Here is a 19,157-nt window from a genome sequence, read left to right as displayed (position 1 = left end):
AGAGTTATAGACCTGAGACATCTATAGAGATGCACGGGATCTATTCTACATTTAAGTTTCAAAAGGATTAAATGTAGATAACTATGATTAAGTAAAATTTAGAGTTATAGACCTGAGACATCTATAGGGATGCACGGGATCTATTCTACATATAATCTTTAGAAGGATCATATGTAGATAAAACTGAACCAATATTTGTTACTATACAGCTATTGATAAATCGAAAAGTATCAACATAGATTATGGACAGGGATTCTATCTAGGTAAACTATCTCGATTAATTGATAAATAATAATATAATAACTTAGTGTAGACATTAAAGCACATAGTCTATTATAATTTTTTAATAAATAAGTGTGCTCAATTTGATTTTGAGCACACATCACTGAGGATAAAATGGATATTATAATTTAAAGTATAAATATAGAATCTTTTTTAAAATGGGAAATACCCCTATTTGTATGAAATTTCCATTAAACATAAAGGATGAGTCATAGTCTTGTGCCCAATATGTTCTCTGTTCAAAGTAGTAAATGAATCATCAATTAATATGACATTTTTTTGACCTGGACCAATTTTCATTAAAGTTCCAACAATAAATCGTTTCATGTTTACTAAAAAACTATTTCCGATAATATTAATAAGCATTTAATTATCTGTTTCTGGAACTTTAACATCAAATAACTCTATGATGGTATTTTTATTCTTCTTTTATTTGTAAAATACGAAAAATCATGATTTATAAATAATTTTTTTGCTACAACTCGAATAACTTTTATATTTAATATTTTTTTAATCTACATGTTTGATATCTTTCAAAAAATAAAAAGTCTTTCGAGTCTTTCTTCAAAAGTCTGCACTGGTAAGTTGTTTTTTTATTATTTAATCTACTATGAAATCTTTCATTGACTTTTCAAAATATTTTACAATAATATCCTCTGGAAGATATTTCGATATAATGATGTATTTATGTCATTTAATTACAATTATTCATTTTAGCAACCTACCGAATTCTAATTTCCATTTGTTCTGTAGCATAGAATGTTCAATTATTATATCATATTATTTATTAAGAAGTTAAATAATATTTTTATGTTATTTAATGGTTAAACCATAAAAAGTAACTTGAACTAACTTCAGGAGCAATAAGTATTGCAGACTAAACCCTCTTATAATTTCTTCTACATATTGTTCAATCAATTTTTATGCAATTGTTTTATATATTGCACAAAAAACAAGTTTCACAATATATAAAAGTCTTATAAAGAAAGTATTTTAAAATGGCATGAAACTTGCGAATGTATAAATTGTAAGATAAGGATAATTATTTGATTTGAATTATAAGAAAAAAAGGAGTCATGTTCATGGAATTTCAAAAAATTAAATATTCTCAAAGTAATGGGATTGCATATATTAAATTGAATAGTCCCAAAAACTTAAATGCACTAGATGAACCAATATTAGATGATCTAATGGTTGCATTAGATATGTGTACAGAGGATGAAACTGTAAAAGTGGTAGTTATTTCCGGTGATGGGGAAAGTTTTAGTGCAGGTGGAGATATTGGAATGATGTTAAAGGGTTTAGAAAGTGGGGAGCAAAAGCTTGGTGCGAGTGTACGTAAAGTTGGTATCGCTGCTTTAAAAATTCGCAATCTAAGAAAACCTGTTATTGCTTCTGTGCATGGACCAGTCGCTGGGGCTGCATTTAATTTCGCCTTACTTTGTGATTTCCGTATTGCTGCAGAAAATTCAAAATTTATACAAGCTTTTGTAAATATTGGCTTAGTTCCTGATATGGGGGGGACTTTCTTACTTACGCGTATGTTAGGAGCGGCTAGAGCTACTGAGTTAATCATGACAGGAAGAACTGTAAGTGCAGAAGAAGCACTATCATTAGGATTGGTTGATCAAGTAGTACCTTTAGAAAAATTAGAAGAGGTTACTTTGAAATTTGCTCAAAAACTTAGTGCTTTACCAAGTATAGCATTAGGAAAAATGAAAGCGCTTGTAAATAGAACTGCTTTCTTTGGGTTTGAAAACGATTTCGATAATGAAACAGAATATCAGGTTCAATGTACAAATACTGAAGACTTTAAAGAAGGTATCAGAGCTTTTGCTGAAAAAAGAAAACCAAATTTTCAAGGAAAATAAAAGGGGGATATATCATGGAATGGAAAAAAATATATAAAAATAAAGTTGTGTCAGTGGAAGAAGCTGCATCTAAAATTAAATCAGGAGATAGAGTGTGGATACAATCAGCTGCTAGTACACCTGCAGCTCTTGTAAATGCAATGTGTAATCGATATCAAGAATTAGAAAATGTTGAAATTCATGAGGGGCTTGCATTTCATGTATTTGATTGTTTTAAGGCTGAATTGAAAGGACATATTAGTGATCATTCATGGTATATGGGAGGACCTACAAGGAAATTCAAGAAATTTGGGAATATTAATTATGCTTCGATACATCTTTCAAAATTATATGAGTATATTGAAAAAGTAGCTCCAACTGTGACAATTTGTGAAGTTTCACAGCCAGATGAAGATGGATATATGTGTTATGGGCCATCAGGAGTTGTTACAGGCTATGAATCAGTTAAAACAGCAGATAGAATTATAGTTCAAGTTAACAAAAATGTTCCATTTATTTATGGAGAGAATAATAAAATACATGTTAGTGAAGTGACTTATATTTGTGAAAATGACCATCCTGTTCCAGAATTACCTCAAGCCCCTATGTCAGAAGAGGATAAGGCAATCGCTAAACATATAATTCCTTATATATCAGATGGTTCAACAATTCAATTAGGCATTGGAGGTACAGCAAACGCAGTTGGTTATGGATTGGAAGATAAAAAAGATTTAGGTGTTCATAGTGAAATGCTTACTGATTCAATGGTTTATTTAGCTAAAATAGGAGTAATTAATAATAGTAAAAAGAATTATAAACCAGGGAAGATGGTAATTAGTTTTGGTCTGGGTAGTAAAGAATTATATGAATTTATGGATAAAAACCCATCGATAGAGATAAAACCATTTAAAGATGTAAATGATCCTCAAAAAATTGCTAAAAACGATAATTTAATATCAATTAATAATGCTTTAAGTGTAGATTTAATTGGTCAAGTTTCATCTGATTCAATTGGATATAATCAATTCAGTTCTACAGGAGGACAATTAGACTTTGTTAGAGGAGCTGTTATGTCTAAAGGTGGAAAATCATTCATTTGTTTACCTTCAACAGTTAATAGTAAGGAAGGAAGAAAATCTAGAATTGTGATGGCATTTTCACCAGGAACAGCAGTTACAGTACCAAGAACAGATGCACAATATATAGTTACTGAATATGGAGTTGCTGATGTATATTGTAAAAGTATTCAAGAGCGTGCAAAAGCAATAATAAGTATAGCTCATCCAGACTATAGAGAAGAATTGACTAAACAAGCTATTGAAGCAGGTTTAATTAAAGAGTAAGTTAAAATGTTTAGGGGCTGTCTCAGAATAAAAAACTGAGATAGCTTCAGTTTTTTATTTCCAAACGAAAAAAGTCTGTTGTTGATCCACCCACCCATTTCAAAATACTACTTATATATGCATATTCTCAAGGATTTTTTCAACCCGTAAAATATAAGATTCCTGTACACGAGATATCAACTCCTTATGGCTATTAGGTGGAAAAAAAGCCCCAGATCACAACACTATCATATTTCAATAACTTAATGCTTAATGTATTTAAGGTTCTAAAGTTTTTTTAAAACATCTTTAAACATTTCTTTTAGTGCATCTAATATTTGTTACTATACACATATGGTTAAATATCGATAGCTATTTTACTATATATATTTAAACGACAAAAAGAGATAGTTTTCATTATGTATATCCCTTAAAAGTGTAGCTTTGTACAATTTGAGATGTGTAAAAAGAATAAGGCTTGTGCTTTTTGCATTTTTTATTTTCATATATGCCTTAATATTAATTATATAATCTTCTTCAATGCCATTGCACATTGCACATTGCACATTGCACATTGCACATTGCACATTGCTATACGTTTAACAAATTTAATTGAATAAATATTTAATTTATTGATTTTTATAGACATATTATTATCTTTCATTGAACATATTAATATATTCACATTATAACTAATGATTTTTATTTTGTTTTTTTTAGGTTTCTTCAGAATTAGATAATTATTGACATCAATGTTGCAAATCCAGTAGTTTAGCATGATTATCTTTACATTAATTAGGAATAACAACTATAAAAGTTAGGAAATTTAATCAAAAATTTAGGTTGAGGATATTTTTATGTTCAGAATTATTTGAAGAAAAATGAAAAGTCTCTATTTGTACTATTCTACTAAATGAAATGTTTCACCTAATGGGTATTTTTGCGCAAGGATTTTATATATGGAACATGTATTTAGCTGGTTTATTGGTTGGCATAGTTTTTGCTTATATATATGGTTGAGAGTATATAATAAAAATAAAAAGGAGTGTGTTATCATGGATTTTAAGAAGATTGAGTAGCTGTATCAAATGGAGTAGCTTCTATAGTAATAAATAGTCCTAATAACTTAAATTCATTTGATGATGATATGGAGGAGGATTTATTAAAAGCATTAGATGTGTGAAGAAGTTGAATCAGTTAAAGTAGTAGTTATTTTAGGTAAAGGTTTTAGTGTAGGTATTGGATTATTTTATAAAAACCTTAAATCGGGGGGGAGTTTCTATTTAAACAATACATTCTAAAATATTAGCAAAATACCTTTGAGTAAAAAAATTAAAAGAACTAGTTATATCATCTGTTTCTGAAGCTATTATAGGTGCAGGAAGTGTATATTTACTTATTCATGCCATCTATGTTTTTAAGACAACTTAGATAATAGTATCTGGTAAGTCAATATTATCTGAAAAAGCTTTGGACTTAGATTTAGTCAATAAAGTAGTTACTGTAGAAGAAATTGAAGATAAATAGGTGATTTAAAAAAACAAAAGGAATATTAATAAATTAGATAAAGCAATAATAAAGATTTAAAAAGAAAATCATAACAGCAGATGAAGCAGTAATGATGGTTACGCCAATTGATAAACATGGTTATTTTAATTTTGATCCGAGTGTTGTAAGCGCATGGCAATGATGGAAACCGATGATACTTTTATTTTAGAAATTAACGAAAGCTTACCTCGTTGTTTACAACGTATCCAGGAAAACGTACGCATTTTATAAGAAGACTATATATAGAAAGTAAAAATCTTCTTTTTTGCAATGGGAATCCCAGAAATATATGAATTTATTGATGATAATCCAGGATTAGTAGCTTGCCCAATAGATTATACAAATGATTCAAGAGTAATATAACAGATAGATGATATATATTTTAATAAATGTAGCAGTAGAAATGGATTTATTTGGACAAGTTTGTGCAGAGACTATTGGTACAGTCGAAAAATTGGATTTTGTAGAAGGAACATATAAATCAAAGGGTGGACAGAGTTTTGTTTTCTTACCTTCAATTAAAGGCAAAATATCTCAAACAATAAACCTACACTTTCACCAGGAATAATAGTAACGGATCTAAGGTCAGCTATAGATATGATAGTTACAGAATATGCAATAGCTAAAATTAAAGGTGAAAATACTTGGTAAAGAGCTGAGAAGCTAATGAATATTGCACATTTTGATTTTCGGAATGAGTTGATTGAAGAAACTGAAAAAATGTTAAAAAAGTAAAAGTGAAGTAAAAAATACAGATAGAGAGAGGTTAATAATTTGAATGATTATGTTAATGAAAGAAGATTTAAAAACTCGGTAGTTAGTGGTTTAGCATCAGTAGCTTTTATAATTGTTTTTGTGTCTATTGCATGGCCTATTTGGTCGACTCTATTTAAAAAGTTAATTATGATGATTGCAGGAGCAGGATTAGTTGGGATAGACGAGCACTTAGTAGGTCATTATGTTAAAGATGTTGTTGAAGGTTCATATTTTTGGTTAGTAATCAATTCTTGGGTTTGGTTTACTTTGATATTTGGTAATTATGGAAAGTATAAAAAAACTAATAAACAACCTCAGGCTGGTTTTAGATATTTATTGATGGCTTTTGGTGCTGGAATATTAGGTTTTGTAGTTTTTACTGGATTTTTAGGTACCTGGTGGAAACCATTTAGTTGGGCTATTTTATTCACTCCTAAAACTCCTGAAGAAGTAGAATTAGCAATAAAAGGTTGGGGTTGCACTAATTTCTATGCTTTGACTATTATTATTACTCAACTTCCATTTGTAAGTATTTTTCACAAGTTTCCTTTTGCGAAAAATATCAAAGAGCCTTGGGTAGGTTTTGGAACTATGGCTATTAGTACTGCTGCCACTTTGCTTGTTTGGTTCGCTATTTTTGTGCCAAGTTATTTTAAATTTACTTTAGATGGTGTTTTAATGGTAGAACAACCATTTGGAACTTATACAGCCTTTTTAGCTTGGTGTCAATGTTTTGTTTTCTTGTTCTTGTTCCCAGCTGAAGGTGGGGAGAATTTTCCAATGAAATTATTTGCAAAAAAACAACCTTATATGGGATTTGTAGGCATAGCTATTGCCTATGTTGGTTCATTTATATTACTTGGTGGTTTACGCATTATTTTGGCTGGATTAGCTGAATCAATGGGAATGGGTATTAATTTAGTAGTTGCATCTTTTGCATTGACACTTGTATGTACTCTGTTAACATGGCATCATGTTTTCTTTGATTTTCCTGGAACAGATTTAGTAGCTAGTTCAGGAAAGAGAGCATTAATTCGTTTAGCAATTGTGTTTGTAGTAGGTTCAGTAGTTGGTGTTATTTGGTTAAAAACATATACAATGTTACCTTTTGCGGGGAATAATTTTGGTATGGGTTATCCAATGCTAGGCATACTTGCTGGTCAGTTTGTTTACCTTGCTCCATTATTAATTTTTAATACTTACTTTGACAAATGCCCTATAGGCTTTACGCAAAGAAAAAAAGAAGAAGAAAGTGTAAAGGCGGAATTATAAGGACTTCGAAAATATTTTATATAAAAGAGAAGGTAATTTAGGAATATTAAGTATTAATATTCCTAAGGTATTAAATGTTAAACTACAAAAGTAAGTTGAACTAACTTCAGACACAATATCTGCTACAGATTGAACATTTCTAACACTATATATTGTGTCTGAAGTTTAACTAAAATACTTTTTGTGGATTAACCATTAAATGCTTTAAACTTAAAGATATTAAAAGAATTAAATAATGTAATTGATATTATTGAGAAAGAAGTTTAAGTATAAAAAGTACCTTAATGCCATCTGAAATATACCTTATAGAGTAGACCGTATTAAAAGTCCACTCTATAGGGTATTTTTTAGTATGAACCTCTTGGGTTTGTTTATTAATGTGCGTCCTTTTTAACTATATTAATGGTACTATGATTTGAAATATATACTGTAATTCTAACTAAGTTGCAAATACATAATATGTGGACATTGTTACTAGTAGTTATTTTCTTCTTTAGTGTTCATTTCAATGGTTAGCAATCCATTTACTAGATAGAGCATTATGTATTAGCGGAATATTTGGAGTTGTAAAATTGATGAGCAACACTGTAAACCATGAAGCAGAGGAATTGAATAAGGCATAAAGAGAGAAAATAATTTTCTTTGTTGGAGTAAGTATATGTATTGTTAGAGGTATGGAGCTGAGACATTTCTTGTGATGTATCAATTTATTCTACACGGTAGCTTTATTTTTTATATTTAATATATAAAGTTGTTTTTTATATCTGATGATAAATGTATCTTCAAGGGTTTACATTAATTCACATACAATTGTTGAACCTATTTCTTATGAACAAGGTTGAAGAAAACAGTTAGTAAAGACAATCAAAGAAGTAGTAAATATGATGTAAGAAGTGCAAATAATGCACAACAAATCTAAAAACTGCACACAAAACAAATGAGGGCAGTTAAACAATAAACTATTCTTAATACAATAAAGTTAATATCTAAATTCAAGAATGGTTTATTCTTAGGTTTATAATAAAATAATAGTTGTTTTATCATACAATTTAATTTTTGGCATGATATTTGCTGTTTAAATATGTGTATAACATATCAAAAGCAAATAAAAAAATAGCTGATTGCAAAACTATTAGTTTAAATGAGGCAACATAAAACATAAAATTATTTAATTTTTTAAAATATAAAATTCATTGCTACTAATGATTTTATTGGAATTATACTACAATCTTTAATCTTAGAGATGTATAACAAAATCTGATTTAAATATAGAAAATTGAGATATATGAGGGAGTGTATTAAAGCCCAAAAGAGATATCAATTCACTAGATAAATATAATTTAAAAACTAATTTTTCAATCTCAGATATATCAAGGAATTTTTGAATTATTAATGGTGGTAGCATTGAAGAAAGAGAGTATTTTCTAAGTCTATTAGTCGTAGAATAGTAGGCGTTAAAAAATTTTTCAGGTATAAATAGCTTTGAGTTTATATACTCTTCAAATAGTTTTATAAATTTAGAATTGTCTTCTTTAAAAAAATCTATGACTTATTGGAAAATATATGGGAGATAAATTTGATTTTTCAAATTGTTCATAAGGGATTCCTACTGTTCAATTTATTGTCTGATAAATATAATATTCGACAAAAGTAGGGAAAATCCTTTTTGATAAAGTTTGTAGAACCTTAAACCTTAACGGGTAAAAGAGTTTTGCACATGGCTAAATAAAAAAATAGGGGGTTTATTCTGATGTTTACTAAGGAACAAGAATTAGTGAGAAAATCAGTAAGAGAATTTGCAGAAAAAGAACTAGCGCCATCAGCAGCAGAAATTGATAAAACAGGCATATATCCAAAGGAATTATGGGCTAAAATGGCTAGATATAACTTTATAAGTGCATCTATTCCAAAGGAATATGCAGGTGGAGGAGGAGGTTTTACTTCCTTAGCTATAGTTATTGAAGAATTGAGTAAAAAGTGTGGGGCAACTGGTACACTTATAGCAGGTAACTCGTCTTTGTTCGCTACTCATTTATATCTATTCGGGACTGAAGAACAAAAACAAAAATATTTGGTTCCAATGGCAAAGGGTGAAAAAACAGGGGCTTTTGGATTAACTGAGCCTGGTGCAGGTTCAGATGCCGCTTCTCAGCAAACTACAGCTGTTTTAGAAGGAGATCACTATGTATTAAATGGAACCAAGTGTTTTATTACATGTGGGGCTATATGTGATTTTGTTACAGTAATTGCAATGACAGATAAATCTAAGGGTGTAAAAGGACTAAGTGCTTTTATAGTTGAGTCAAATTGGGATGGATTTAAAGTAGGTAAAAATGAAGATAAGCTAGGAATAAAGGGAACTGTTACATCTGAACTAATATTTGAAAATGTCAAAGTGCCTAAAGAAAACCTTATAGGAAGAGAAGGTCAAGGATTTAAAATAGCAATGACATCTCTTGAATCGGGTAGGATAACAGTGGCTGCACAGGCTTTAGGTATTGCACAGGGTGCCTTAGATGAAGCGGTGAAGTATGTAAAGGAGAGAAAGCAGTTTGGAAAGTCTTTAGATAAATTCCAGGGACTTCAGTGGATGATAGCAGAGATGGAGACTAAAATAAATGCTGCAAGAGGGCTTGTTTATGACGCAGCATCAAAAAAAGATGCAGGTTTGTCTGTAATTAAAGAAGGTGCCATGGCGAAATTGTATGCGTCTGAAGTAGCGATGGAAGTTACTACAAAGGCACTACAATTACATGGAGGATATGGATACATTAAAGATTATTCAATTGAAAGAATGTTCAGAGATGCAAAAATAACTGAGATTTATGAGGGTACTTCAGAGGTACAGAAAATGGTTATAGCTGCAGATGTTCTTAAATAGATAAGTCAAGTCATATATTACGTTAGACAAAATAAAGGAGGAAAAAATTATGAAGGTTATTGTTTGTGTAAAACAAGTTCCTGATACAAATGAAGTTAAAATTGATCCTATAAAAGGAACACTTATTCGTGAAGGAGTTCCTAGTATATTAAATCCAGATGATGCAAATGCATTGGAAGAAGCGTTGAAATTAAAGGATAAATATGATGATGTTAATGTAATAGTAATAACAATGGGACCACCTCAAGCTAAGGAAATGTTAAGAGAATGTTTAGCTATGGGAGCAGATGATGCGGTTCTACTTAGTGATAGAGCTTTTGCAGGAGCTGATACTTGGGCTACTTCCAATACAATAGCAGCAGCAATTAGAAAAATTGGAGACTACGATATTATTTTCGCTGGAAGACAAGCGATTGACGGAGATACAGCACAAGTTGGACCACAAATTGCAGAAAGAATTGATATACCACAAATAACTTATGTACAAGATTTCCAAATTAATGGAGATGACATGACAATACAAAGACAATTAGAAGCTGGATATGAAGTAATTAAAGTACAAAAGCCAGTACTTTTAACAGCAATCAAAGAATTAAATGAACCAAGATATATGTCAGTAAAAGGAATTTACGAAGCATTTAAAAAAGATATAACTGTATGGTCATTAGCTGAGTTAGATGTTGAAAAGTACGAAGTAGGTTTAGATGCTTCTCCAACTAAAGTATTCCGTTCATTTACACCAGAGCCAAAAGGAAAAGGTGTAATGTTAGAAGGGACTACTAAAGAAATGGTAGAAAAATTAGTTGTTAGCTTAAAACAAAAACATGTAATCTAATATAAGAACTGGAGGAGAAAAAATGGCTGTTGTAGTTTTAAATGATAAATGTAAAGGTTGTTCACTATGTTTAAAAGCATGTCCTTTTGAAGCAATAGATATGGTGGATAAATTAGCTGTAATTAATGAAAAATGTACTGCTTGTGGAGCTTGTGTAGAAGCATGTCCTTTTGAAGCAATCAAAAAAGAAGAAACTGATAATCCTAAGAAAGATTTATCTGTATATAAAAATGTATGGGTATTTGCTGAGCAAAGAGAAGGAAAAATCATGCCAGTAGTAATTGAGCTATTAGGTGAAGGTAAAAAATTAGCGAGTGAAATAGGTTGTGAGTTATGCGCGATTCTTTTAGGGAATAACATTAAAGATTTATCAAAAGAATTAATTGCATATGGTGCAGATAAAGTATATATAGCACAACATGAATTATTAGAGAAATTTACTACTGATGGATATACAAAAGTAATCACTGATGCAATCAATAAAATCAAACCAGAAATTGTTTTATTAGGAGCTACACACATTGGTAGAGATTTAGCTCCAAGAGTTTCGGCTAGAGTAGATACAGGGCTTACGGCAGATTGTACGAAACTAGAAATAGACCCAGAAGATAAAAAAATCAAGCAAACGCGTCCAGCTTTTGGTGGAAATATTATGGCTACAATTGTATGTCCAAATCACAGACCACAAATGTCTACAGTAAGACCTGGAGTTATGGACAAAGCCCATAGAGATGACGATAGATATGGTGAAATTGTTGAAATCGATGTTAAATTAGCAAAAGAAGATGTAAGAACAGAAGTTGTGGAAATAGTAAAAACTATGAAAGAAATTGTTTCATTAACAGATGCTGAAGTTATTATATCAGGTGGACGTGGATTAGGAAAGCCAGAAGGTTTTGATCTTCTAAAAGAATTAGCTCATAAATTAGGTGGAGTAGTAGGTGCATCCCGTGCAGCGGTTGACAATGGATGGATTGACCACTCACATCAAATAGGTCAAACAGGTACAACTGTTAAGCCAACAATATATATAGCTTGTGGTATTTCGGGAGCGATTCAACACATAGCTGGTATGCAAGAATCTGATATAATTGTTGCAATCAATAAAAACACAGATGCGCCAATATTTGAAGTTGCTGACTATGGAATTGTGGGAGACCTATATAATGTTGTTCCAGCATTAATTGAAGCTTTAGATAGATCGGAAGATCTTTTAGAAGTATTAAATGAAGTTGCAGTAAGCGAATAATATTGATGAAGGAAATATTTTTAATACATGGAGTATATTTGTTTGAACTATTGATCCGTTTTTTATTCAATAATTTATAACGACCAGTATAGTTGGTCGTTTTTAATTTTGATATATATGGAATGGCAAGAGAGTTATAAATAGAGCGGCTAGTAAAAGTCGATAGTTTTTATAGTTTTTCTAGATACATTTTATTATGTGTTTTGGGTTGGTGTTGGATATGTTTTTTTGATTCCATAGAACTGAAAATATGTAATTGACTAGTTTATGCATAAAGGCAAATAAAGCAACTTTTTTCTTTTATTCTTAAGGTTGTTTTTGCAGTAATCTAAGAAAAACAATACGTAAATCATCAGATGTTTTTTTCTTAAAGTTTGATCTTATATCAACAACTTTATAGTAGTCTCGGCACAATGATTTCAAAGAGAATATGGGGATATCAAAAAATCATATGCTTTAATATTTTAGAATTTTCATAATCATAATTCGGAAACTGTTGGATTATAAAAAATTTAGACATATGTAGTATCTCCTTTATTAAAAATTGAGATAGAATAGAGCATCCATCTAACATCTATTTAGAAAATATTAATGAGATTTTCTATCATATGTTATAAATACATTATACTAGGAGGATTAAAATGTATTATTCAGATGTAAGTTGTAATGTAGAGAATACACTCACGAAAATTGAAGGGTTAAAAATAAGAAGTTTTTTAGCTGTTGATTGGATGGGAATTGTGACTATATCAAATAGAAATAAAATAATGATTGATGGAGGTAGGGACTTTAAAAATATAGGTTCAGCTAGAATCATTCAGTTATTAACCCAAATAGATAAAGATATGATAGAGTTACAGGAAGGACAAGAATATGAGATTTCACAAAATGAAAATTTATTAGTGTCACCTATACGTGTGCAAGATAATTATAAAGTATTTTATGTATGTTGTAGTCTAGAAAAAAAATATAATGAAAAACACGTAACGATATTGGATTTTATTATGAAGGTTTTATATGAGAATGTACTATTAAATGATGAAAAGATTGAAGAAAGAAATTATCTTTGTAATATTTTTAATAGTACAGAATCATCTATTATTAGTATGAATCTTGAAGGAATAATAACAATGGCAAATAGAACTTCATTAGAAGTTTTAGGGTGGATTCCTGAGGAAGTTATTGGAAAAAAATATGGTGAGCTTATAAGTGAAGAAGAAAGAAAATCGATACAAAAGGCCTTAGAATATGTAGTAGAAAACAATAAAACTTATTATATTAATGAAGCAATACATGGAAATAAATTTTTAAAACTATCTATTTCTCCTCTAGAGGACAGTAAAAATAATATTGTAGGTATTGTATTTATTACAAGCGATAACACAAAGTTGAAAATTTATGAATGGGAATTAGAGCAACTTAAGCAATTTGCTATACTAGGGGAAGTGGCAACAGGGGTTGCCCATGATATTAGAAATCCTTTGATGAGTATTAGAGGATGTGCTAGTATTTTGAAAAAGTTTTTATTTAAACAGCCAAAATATATGGAGTTTTTAGAACCGATTATAGGAGAAGTAGACAGAATTAATGAAGTTGTAGAACAAATGCTTTCATATGCAATTATGACAAAAGAAAGTAGCAATACTTTGTTAAACATTAATGAAGTTTTAGATAAATGTATTAAAGTGGTTCGTTTACATAAGGAATCAAAATATATTAATATAGAAAAAAAATTATCTAAAGAGTTGCCTCTTATAACGGGGAACAATATTCAATTACAGCAAGGATTTATTAATATTTTAATCAATGCAATTCAAGCTATACAAAATGAAGGAAATATTAGTATTAATAGTTATTATTTAAAGGAAAAAGAACAAATATTGGTTACAATTATAGATGATGGTATAGGAATTAGTTCGAAAAAAATAGAAAAAATCTTAACACCATTTTATTCTACAAAGGAAAAAGGGATTGGATTTGGCTTATCTATTGCTAAAAGGGCAATAGATAAGCATGGCGGAGAGATTAAAGTTAATTCCGAATTGGATGAAGGAACTACATTTGAAGTCTATTTACCTATTAGGGAGGAATGAGTATATGGACAAGAAGATACTAGTATCAGATGATGAAGTCAATATATTAAAAGTTATTCGTGAGGAACTTGAAAGTGAGGGATATGAGGTAGATTTAGCTTATGATGGGGAGGATGCCAATAAAAAAATTAGAAAAAATAAATATGATGTAGCTATCTTGGATATTAGAATGCCTAAAAAAGATGGTATACAAGTTTTAAAAGAGATGAGAAGTATTTCACCAGAGACCATAGTGATTATCATGACAGCTTTTGGCACCATTGAAAATGCAATAGAAGCTATAAAAATAGGTGCCTACGATTATTTAACAAAACCATTTGATAGTAATGAATTAATAAATAAAATTCAACAGGCATTAAAAATTAAGGAGAAAAGATCTTACAACGTTGACACTTCTGAAGAGAAGAAAGTAGTGCTTATAGGGAAAAGCAAAGAAATTGAACGCATAAAATCAAAAATTGAGAAGATAAAAGATTTACAAACTACTATACTTTTAACAGGAGAAAGTGGTACTGGTAAGGGTGTGGTGGCCCAAGCAATACATTTTGCAAGTAACCGAAATAATTTACCATTTATTCATGTTAACTGCGCAGTACTTCCTGAAAATCTAATTGAAAGTGAACTTTTTGGTCATGAAAAAGGAGCTTTTACAGGAGCTTTTGAAAGTAAAAAAGGAAAATTTGAGTTAGCTGGTAAAGGAACTATTTTTCTTGATGAAATAAATACACTATCGCCTAATCTCCAAGCAAAGCTTTTAACTGTATTGCAAGAAAAAAGAATGGAAAAGATAGGTGGTGCCAAAATAATACCTGTTGAAGCAAGAATTATTGCTGCTACAAATGAAAATTTAGAAGAAGCTGTTAGACGAAAAGAATTTAGAGAAGATCTTTTTTATAGACTAAATGTAATTACTATTGAATGTGCACCTTTGCGTCATAGGAGAAAAGATATAGAAGTATTAACGTTGTATTTCTTAAATAATATTAATAGAAAGTTTAATAAAAATGTAATGGAAATATCCTCAGAAGTATGGCATATACTTAAAAATTATGATTGGCCAGGAAATGTAAGAGAATTGGAAAATGCCCTTGAAAGTGCTGTTGCTTTAGCAAATAATACAACATTATATGAAAAAGATTTACCTTTAAGGATTATCCAGAAGGTATAGTGGCATAAAGGGTTAGATACCAATGATGAAATTAATGGTTTTAAAGTATAGTAAAGTCAGATGATAAAGAAAGCATTAGAAAAACATGGTGGACATCGTGAAAGATTTGGTATATCAAGGCGAATACTTCTATATAAGTTAAAAAAAATTTGGAATAATAAATAGGTTTTTAAAGGTAAAACAATTAAAGCAGGAATGAATTGGATTGTTTTGCTTGTACATTCTTCTGTGTTACATCAATATACGATGTAACACTTGATGCACCTTTTCCAACAGCATAAAACCTCTCAGATAAAGCTTGCGGAGAGATATGTATTTGTTCATCTCTGGCTAAAGCTGTAGCCAATTCCGTTAAGGATTCTTAAAAATTGAATCATTATAAAAAGTGCATAATGAAATGAAGCCAACTGAAGTTAGTGAGGCACTTTTTTGTACAAATTTCGTTTTTCTAGCGATATTTTCTAGAAATCTCTTGTTGAACCATTTCAATACTCATTCTAACAAAAATTCGGGTATAAGAAAAGTGAAAAATTATAAATTTGATTCCTTACGTATAGCTAAAAACGGATATACATATTATTTAAAAGTTTCTTTATTAGTTATAAATTTTAGTAAAGGCGTAAAATATGTAAATAAGAAGTATAACAAATTTATTGAACGATCTTCTATAAAAGAATTATTCTGGTTTAAAATAGTAAATTGGACATATAAAATACAATTTGTGCAAATATTGCACAAATTGTGCAAGCGTTTCACAAATTGTGCAAGCATTTCACGAAAAAAAATTTAAAAAAAATTAGTAGTTTCTGTCTTATAGGTTTAAAATGAGCCAAAGCAAATGGTTAAATGTTTTGTATATTCATTGTGTTTAGTTCAATTTATAATTGGCACAGCAATTGCTTATATAATTAATGCAATATGAAATATTGATTTCAAAACAAACACCAAAAATAATTTATATGAATATTAAATTGGCCGATTGCAAAACTATTGGCAACATTAGACCAATAAAGAATTGAAAATAAGTAGAGATGCTTAACAAAATCTAATTTAAATCTAGCAAACTAAGATACATAAGTGAGTATATTAAAGCCGCAAAGAGATTTCAATTTACTAGATAAATATAGTAACAAATTTTTCAATCTTAAATATACAAAAGATTTTTTGACTATTAATGAGGTTAGCATTGAAAAAAGAGAGTATTCTCAAAATCTACCATTGGTAGAATTGTAGGTATTAAAAAGACTTTGAGGTATAAATAGATTTAAGTTTATTTGTTTCTCAAATAGTTTTATAAATTTGGATTTATATTTTGGAAACAGCCTAAAGACATTTTAAAAAATATTTGAGAGACGAATTTGATTTTTAAGATTGTTCATATGGGATTCGTACTGTAGAATTTATTGTCCTCTAACTATAATATTGGACGAAAGTGGGGAAAATCCTTTATGATAAAATTTGTAAAGACTGGTACCAAAACTAGTAAAAGAGTTTTGCAAATGGTTAAATATTGAAACGAAAGGAGGTTAAATAGTAAGTACTTGTATTGGGGGCGGTATGCTTACTGTTGGTGTTTTGGAGCTTGAAAAATAGAAGATTTTTACTTAATGCTTTGGGCCTTTTTTTAAGAAAGCACGGGAGCAGGTTTAAAATTTGTTATTGATGCTGATACAACTATTGGGATTTTTACAGCGTTAAGAATTGAAACAGAAAAAACAGTTGATGATATAAGAAATAAAATTGTTGATACACTTAAAATGGTACATGTTGTATTTTGTAGAGAGAGAAACCAAAAATGTTTTAAGGGGGAAGTAAATGATTACAGCTGGAATTGATTGCGGAAGTCAGAATACAAAGGGTGTTTTATTGAAGGACGGTAAGGTGATTGCCAGGGGAAAAAGCGCTACCGAATTTGATGCCAATAACACGGCACAGAGGCTATACGAAGCCCTTTTAGAGGATGCAGGAATTAGGATGGATGAGGTAGAAAAAATTGTTGCCACTGGCACTGGGCGGGATATCATTGAATTTGCGAATACGACGATAAATGAGGTGGGTTCTGCAGCAAGAGGCGCCCGATTTATGAAGCCGGATACCTATTTGGTTATTGATATGGGTGCTGAAAGCTCTCGAGTCATAAGACTGACGGAGGATGGCACGGTCAAAAAATACGAGACTAATGACAAGTGTGCCTCCGGCGCAGGTACCTTTATCGAGACGATGGCTCGGGCATTGCAAATTGAAGCCGAGGAGATGGGAGCTTACTCTTTGCGGCATACTAAGGAAATCGTTACCAATGCTCAGTGCGTGGTTTTTGCTGAATCAGAGGTAATTTCCCTTATCCATCAGCAGGAGAGTAAAGAGGATATTGCCTATGGAATTCACGTTGGTATTTGCAACCGTGTGGCATCTCTCGTTCGTCGTGTGGGGCTTACGGACAATGTGACCCTTATTGGCGGTCCGGGTAACAATGAGGGATTGGTTCAGTGTATGGAAAAGGTATTTGGACGAGATATTTTCGTACCTGAGGATACCGATTACGTAAGCGCCATTGGCGCAGCTCTCTATGCCACTGAGAATGTGTAGGGATACAAAAGCTACAATGAAAAGGGAGGACAAGTACACTATGAAAGAAATTGAATATTGGAGATGGCAAGAATCAAATTGGAAAAACCCTGAAATTACGGACTGGCGAGGTAGTCTCATTACCGCCGGAGTGGATATCGGTTCCACCAGCACGCAGGCCGTCATACTGGCGGATGGCGAGTTGTATGCCTATTCTAGTATGCGCACCGGGTCCAACAGTCCTAATTCAGCCATGGATGCAATGAAGTGGGCTATGGAGGGGACTGGCATGACTATAGAGGACCTGAACTACACTATCGGCACCGGCTATGGCCGAGTGAACGTGCCATTTTCCAACAAGAATATAACGGAAATTACCTGTCATGCCCGGGGTGCGAACTTTATATACGGTCCTAACGTACGCACCATATTGGACATGGGTGGTCAGGACTGCAAGGCTATTCACTGTGATGAAAAGGGTATGGTTACCTCATTTATGATGAACGACAAATGTGCGGCTGGAACTGGGCGTGGCATGGAGGTTATTGCCAATCTATTGGCCGTGCACGTGGAGGATATTGGTGAAATGTCCTTCAGTATTGACGAGGAGCCGCCACCAGTTTCCAGTACTTGTGTCATCTTCGCAAAGACTGAGGCCACTAATCTTATGCGGGCCGGCTGGACCAAGGAAAAAGTTTTGGCCGCCTACTGTCACGCAATGGCTCTGCGGGTAGTGAAGCTTTTGGAACGTAACGGCATGGAGCTCGACTTCGCCATCACTGGCGGGATTGTAAAGAATATCGGAGTATCTCGTAGAATCGAACGCATCTTGGGTGTAAAGGCTATCGAGCCTAAGCTAGATACCCAGATTGCTGGTGCGTTGGGCGCGGCGCATATCGCAAAAGACTTTATGGAAAAGAAAAAGGCTAAATTAGGCTAATTAATGGAGGAAACATTATGATTGCAAACTACGGTTATGAGGACGGCACAGGCAACTATTATATTACCATTGACACAAATAAGTGTGGTGCATGCCAGGAAAAGGGCTGCCTTAAGGCGTGCCCGCAGGGGCTCTTCCAGGTGGAAGTAGACGACTGGGATGACGAGGTAGTTGTGATTCCAAAGGATTTATGTAATACTCTCAGAACAGTGTGCGCCGGCTGTAAGCCGGCTGATAACCGGCCTGATCGGTTGCCATGCCAACAGGCATGTGTTGCACAGGCCATCACGCATTCTTGGTAATTTGCCCGCGCCATTGAGGTAACGGCTTACTTAGCATCTAATTGCTCCGAGAGAGCAATAATGTGGTGTATAAATAAGGTATAAAAAATATGAA

General features: G+C 31.7%; 16 protein-coding genes. 14 read left to right on the top strand and 2 right to left on the bottom strand.

The window, feature by feature from the left end; genetic code table 11:
• Positions 1-453: 453 nt before the first annotated feature.
• Entirely contained in the window at positions 454-648 is a 195-nt protein-coding gene (locus ACQ3F0_RS26030; RefSeq protein ID WP_428868740.1) for a tRNA pseudouridine synthase TruA family protein, read from the bottom strand.
• Positions 649-1,364: 716 nt separating this feature from the next.
• On the opposite strand from ACQ3F0_RS26030, the gene ACQ3F0_RS26025 reads away from it, so the two are divergent.
• The 5 genes from ACQ3F0_RS26025 to ACQ3F0_RS26005 all read left to right on the top strand — a co-directional run bounded on the left by ACQ3F0_RS26025 (position 1,365) and on the right by ACQ3F0_RS26005 (position 7,030).
• Positions 1,365-2,153: an enoyl-CoA hydratase/isomerase family protein gene (locus ACQ3F0_RS26025; RefSeq protein ID WP_428868739.1), complete on the top strand. Its 789-nt coding sequence runs from the start codon at positions 1,365-1,367 to the stop codon at positions 2,151-2,153.
• 14 nt (positions 2,154-2,167) lie between these two features.
• Positions 2,168-3,475: an acetyl-CoA hydrolase/transferase family protein gene (locus ACQ3F0_RS26020; RefSeq protein ID WP_428868738.1), complete on the top strand. Its 1,308-nt coding sequence runs from the start codon at positions 2,168-2,170 to the stop codon at positions 3,473-3,475.
• 1,897 nt (positions 3,476-5,372) lie between these two features.
• On the top strand, positions 5,373-5,570 hold the full coding sequence (locus tag ACQ3F0_RS26015; protein ID WP_428868737.1) for an acetyl-CoA hydrolase/transferase C-terminal domain-containing protein: 198 nt from the start codon (positions 5,373-5,375) through the stop codon (positions 5,568-5,570).
• Positions 5,534-5,653, top strand: a complete 120-nt coding sequence (locus ACQ3F0_RS26010) for an acetyl-CoA hydrolase/transferase C-terminal domain-containing protein (protein ID WP_428868742.1) — start codon at positions 5,534-5,536, stop codon at positions 5,651-5,653. The genes ACQ3F0_RS26015 and ACQ3F0_RS26010 overlap by 37 nt, the downstream gene beginning before the upstream one ends.
• Before the next feature lie 123 nt (positions 5,654-5,776).
• Complete coding sequence (locus tag ACQ3F0_RS26005; protein WP_428868736.1) at positions 5,777-7,030, top strand: hypothetical protein; 1,254 nt, start codon at positions 5,777-5,779, stop codon at positions 7,028-7,030.
• 1,237 nt (positions 7,031-8,267) lie between these two features.
• On the opposite strand, the gene ACQ3F0_RS26990 is transcribed toward ACQ3F0_RS26005, so the two are convergent.
• Positions 8,268-8,543 (bottom strand): transposase, encoded by a 276-nt coding sequence (locus tag ACQ3F0_RS26990; protein WP_487250452.1) that lies wholly within the window; start codon positions 8,541-8,543, stop codon positions 8,268-8,270.
• A gap of 234 nt (positions 8,544-8,777) precedes the next feature.
• Here ACQ3F0_RS26990 and acdB point away from each other — a divergent pair, with 234 nt between their 5' ends.
• The 9 genes from acdB (at position 8,778) to ACQ3F0_RS25960 (ending at position 19,063) form a co-directional block, all read left to right on the top strand.
• On the top strand, positions 8,778-9,911 hold the full coding sequence (acdB, locus tag ACQ3F0_RS26000) for a putative isocaproyl-CoA dehydrogenase AcdB (RefSeq protein WP_428868741.1): 1,134 nt from the start codon (positions 8,778-8,780) through the stop codon (positions 9,909-9,911).
• 49 nt (positions 9,912-9,960) lie between these two features.
• Positions 9,961-10,746 carry an electron transfer flavoprotein subunit beta gene (etfB, locus tag ACQ3F0_RS25995; RefSeq protein ID WP_428868735.1) on the top strand — a complete coding sequence of 262 codons (786 nt, stop codon included), beginning with the start codon at positions 9,961-9,963 and terminating at the stop codon, positions 10,744-10,746.
• Positions 10,747-10,768: 22 nt separating this feature from the next.
• A complete protein-coding gene (locus ACQ3F0_RS25990; protein ID WP_428868734.1) occupies positions 10,769-11,995 on the top strand; it encodes an FAD-binding protein in 1,227 nt (408 codons plus the stop codon).
• Between the two features lie 641 nt (positions 11,996-12,636).
• Positions 12,637-14,088 (top strand): two-component system sensor histidine kinase NtrB, encoded by a 1,452-nt coding sequence (locus ACQ3F0_RS25985; protein ID WP_428868733.1) that lies wholly within the window; start codon positions 12,637-12,639, stop codon positions 14,086-14,088.
• Between the two features lie 4 nt (positions 14,089-14,092).
• Positions 14,093-15,256, top strand: coding sequence for a sigma-54-dependent transcriptional regulator (locus tag ACQ3F0_RS25980; RefSeq protein ID WP_428868732.1), 1,164 nt, complete (start codon positions 14,093-14,095; stop codon positions 15,254-15,256).
• Positions 15,257-15,316: 60 nt separating this feature from the next.
• Positions 15,317-15,421 (top strand): hypothetical protein, encoded by a 105-nt coding sequence (locus tag ACQ3F0_RS25975; RefSeq protein ID WP_428868731.1) that lies wholly within the window; start codon positions 15,317-15,319, stop codon positions 15,419-15,421.
• Between the two features lie 1,650 nt (positions 15,422-17,071).
• The gene (locus tag ACQ3F0_RS25970) at positions 17,072-17,842 is read left to right on the top strand and encodes an acyl-CoA dehydratase activase (protein ID WP_428868730.1); all 771 of its coding nucleotides are present in this window, start codon (positions 17,072-17,074) and stop codon (positions 17,840-17,842) included.
• Between the two features lie 40 nt (positions 17,843-17,882).
• A complete protein-coding gene (gene bzdQ, locus ACQ3F0_RS25965) occupies positions 17,883-18,761 on the top strand; it encodes a benzoyl-CoA reductase, bzd-type, subunit Q (RefSeq protein WP_428868729.1) in 879 nt (292 codons plus the stop codon).
• Positions 18,762-18,778: 17 nt separating this feature from the next.
• The gene (locus ACQ3F0_RS25960; protein WP_428868728.1) at positions 18,779-19,063 is read left to right on the top strand and encodes a ferredoxin; all 285 of its coding nucleotides are present in this window, start codon (positions 18,779-18,781) and stop codon (positions 19,061-19,063) included.
• Positions 19,064-19,157: the final 94 nt, after the last annotated feature.

Source organism: Clostridium sediminicola (assembly GCF_050402865.1).
Classification (GTDB): Bacteria; Bacillota; Clostridia; order Clostridiales; family Clostridiaceae; genus Clostridium_AF; species Clostridium_AF sediminicola.
The sequence above is the reverse complement of the archived record's forward strand: the minus strand, read 5'-3'. Positions and strand labels throughout refer to the sequence as shown.

Excerpts from the sequence above, each read along its gene's own strand:
- ACQ3F0_RS26030 (WP_428868740.1), bottom strand. The coding sequence starts at position 648 with ATGCTTATTAATATTATCGGAAATAGTTTTTTAGTAAACATGAAACGA.
- ACQ3F0_RS26025 (WP_428868739.1), top strand. The coding sequence starts at position 1,365 with ATGGAATTTCAAAAAATTAAATATTCTCAAAGTAATGGGATTGCATAT.
- ACQ3F0_RS26020 (WP_428868738.1), top strand. The coding sequence starts at position 2,168 with ATGGAATGGAAAAAAATATATAAAAATAAAGTTGTGTCAGTGGAAGAA.
- ACQ3F0_RS26015 (WP_428868737.1), top strand. The coding sequence starts at position 5,373 with ATGATATATATTTTAATAAATGTAGCAGTAGAAATGGATTTATTTGGA.
- etfB (WP_428868735.1), top strand. The coding sequence starts at position 9,961 with ATGAAGGTTATTGTTTGTGTAAAACAAGTTCCTGATACAAATGAAGTT.
- ACQ3F0_RS25990 (WP_428868734.1), top strand. The coding sequence starts at position 10,769 with ATGGCTGTTGTAGTTTTAAATGATAAATGTAAAGGTTGTTCACTATGT.
- ACQ3F0_RS25985 (WP_428868733.1), top strand. The coding sequence starts at position 12,637 with ATGTATTATTCAGATGTAAGTTGTAATGTAGAGAATACACTCACGAAA.
- ACQ3F0_RS25980 (WP_428868732.1), top strand. The coding sequence starts at position 14,093 with ATGGACAAGAAGATACTAGTATCAGATGATGAAGTCAATATATTAAAA.
- ACQ3F0_RS25975 (WP_428868731.1), top strand. The coding sequence starts at position 15,317 with ATGATAAAGAAAGCATTAGAAAAACATGGTGGACATCGTGAAAGATTT.
- ACQ3F0_RS25970 (WP_428868730.1), top strand. The coding sequence starts at position 17,072 with ATGATTACAGCTGGAATTGATTGCGGAAGTCAGAATACAAAGGGTGTT.
- bzdQ (WP_428868729.1), top strand. The coding sequence starts at position 17,883 with ATGAAAGAAATTGAATATTGGAGATGGCAAGAATCAAATTGGAAAAAC.
- ACQ3F0_RS25960 (WP_428868728.1), top strand. The coding sequence starts at position 18,779 with ATGATTGCAAACTACGGTTATGAGGACGGCACAGGCAACTATTATATT.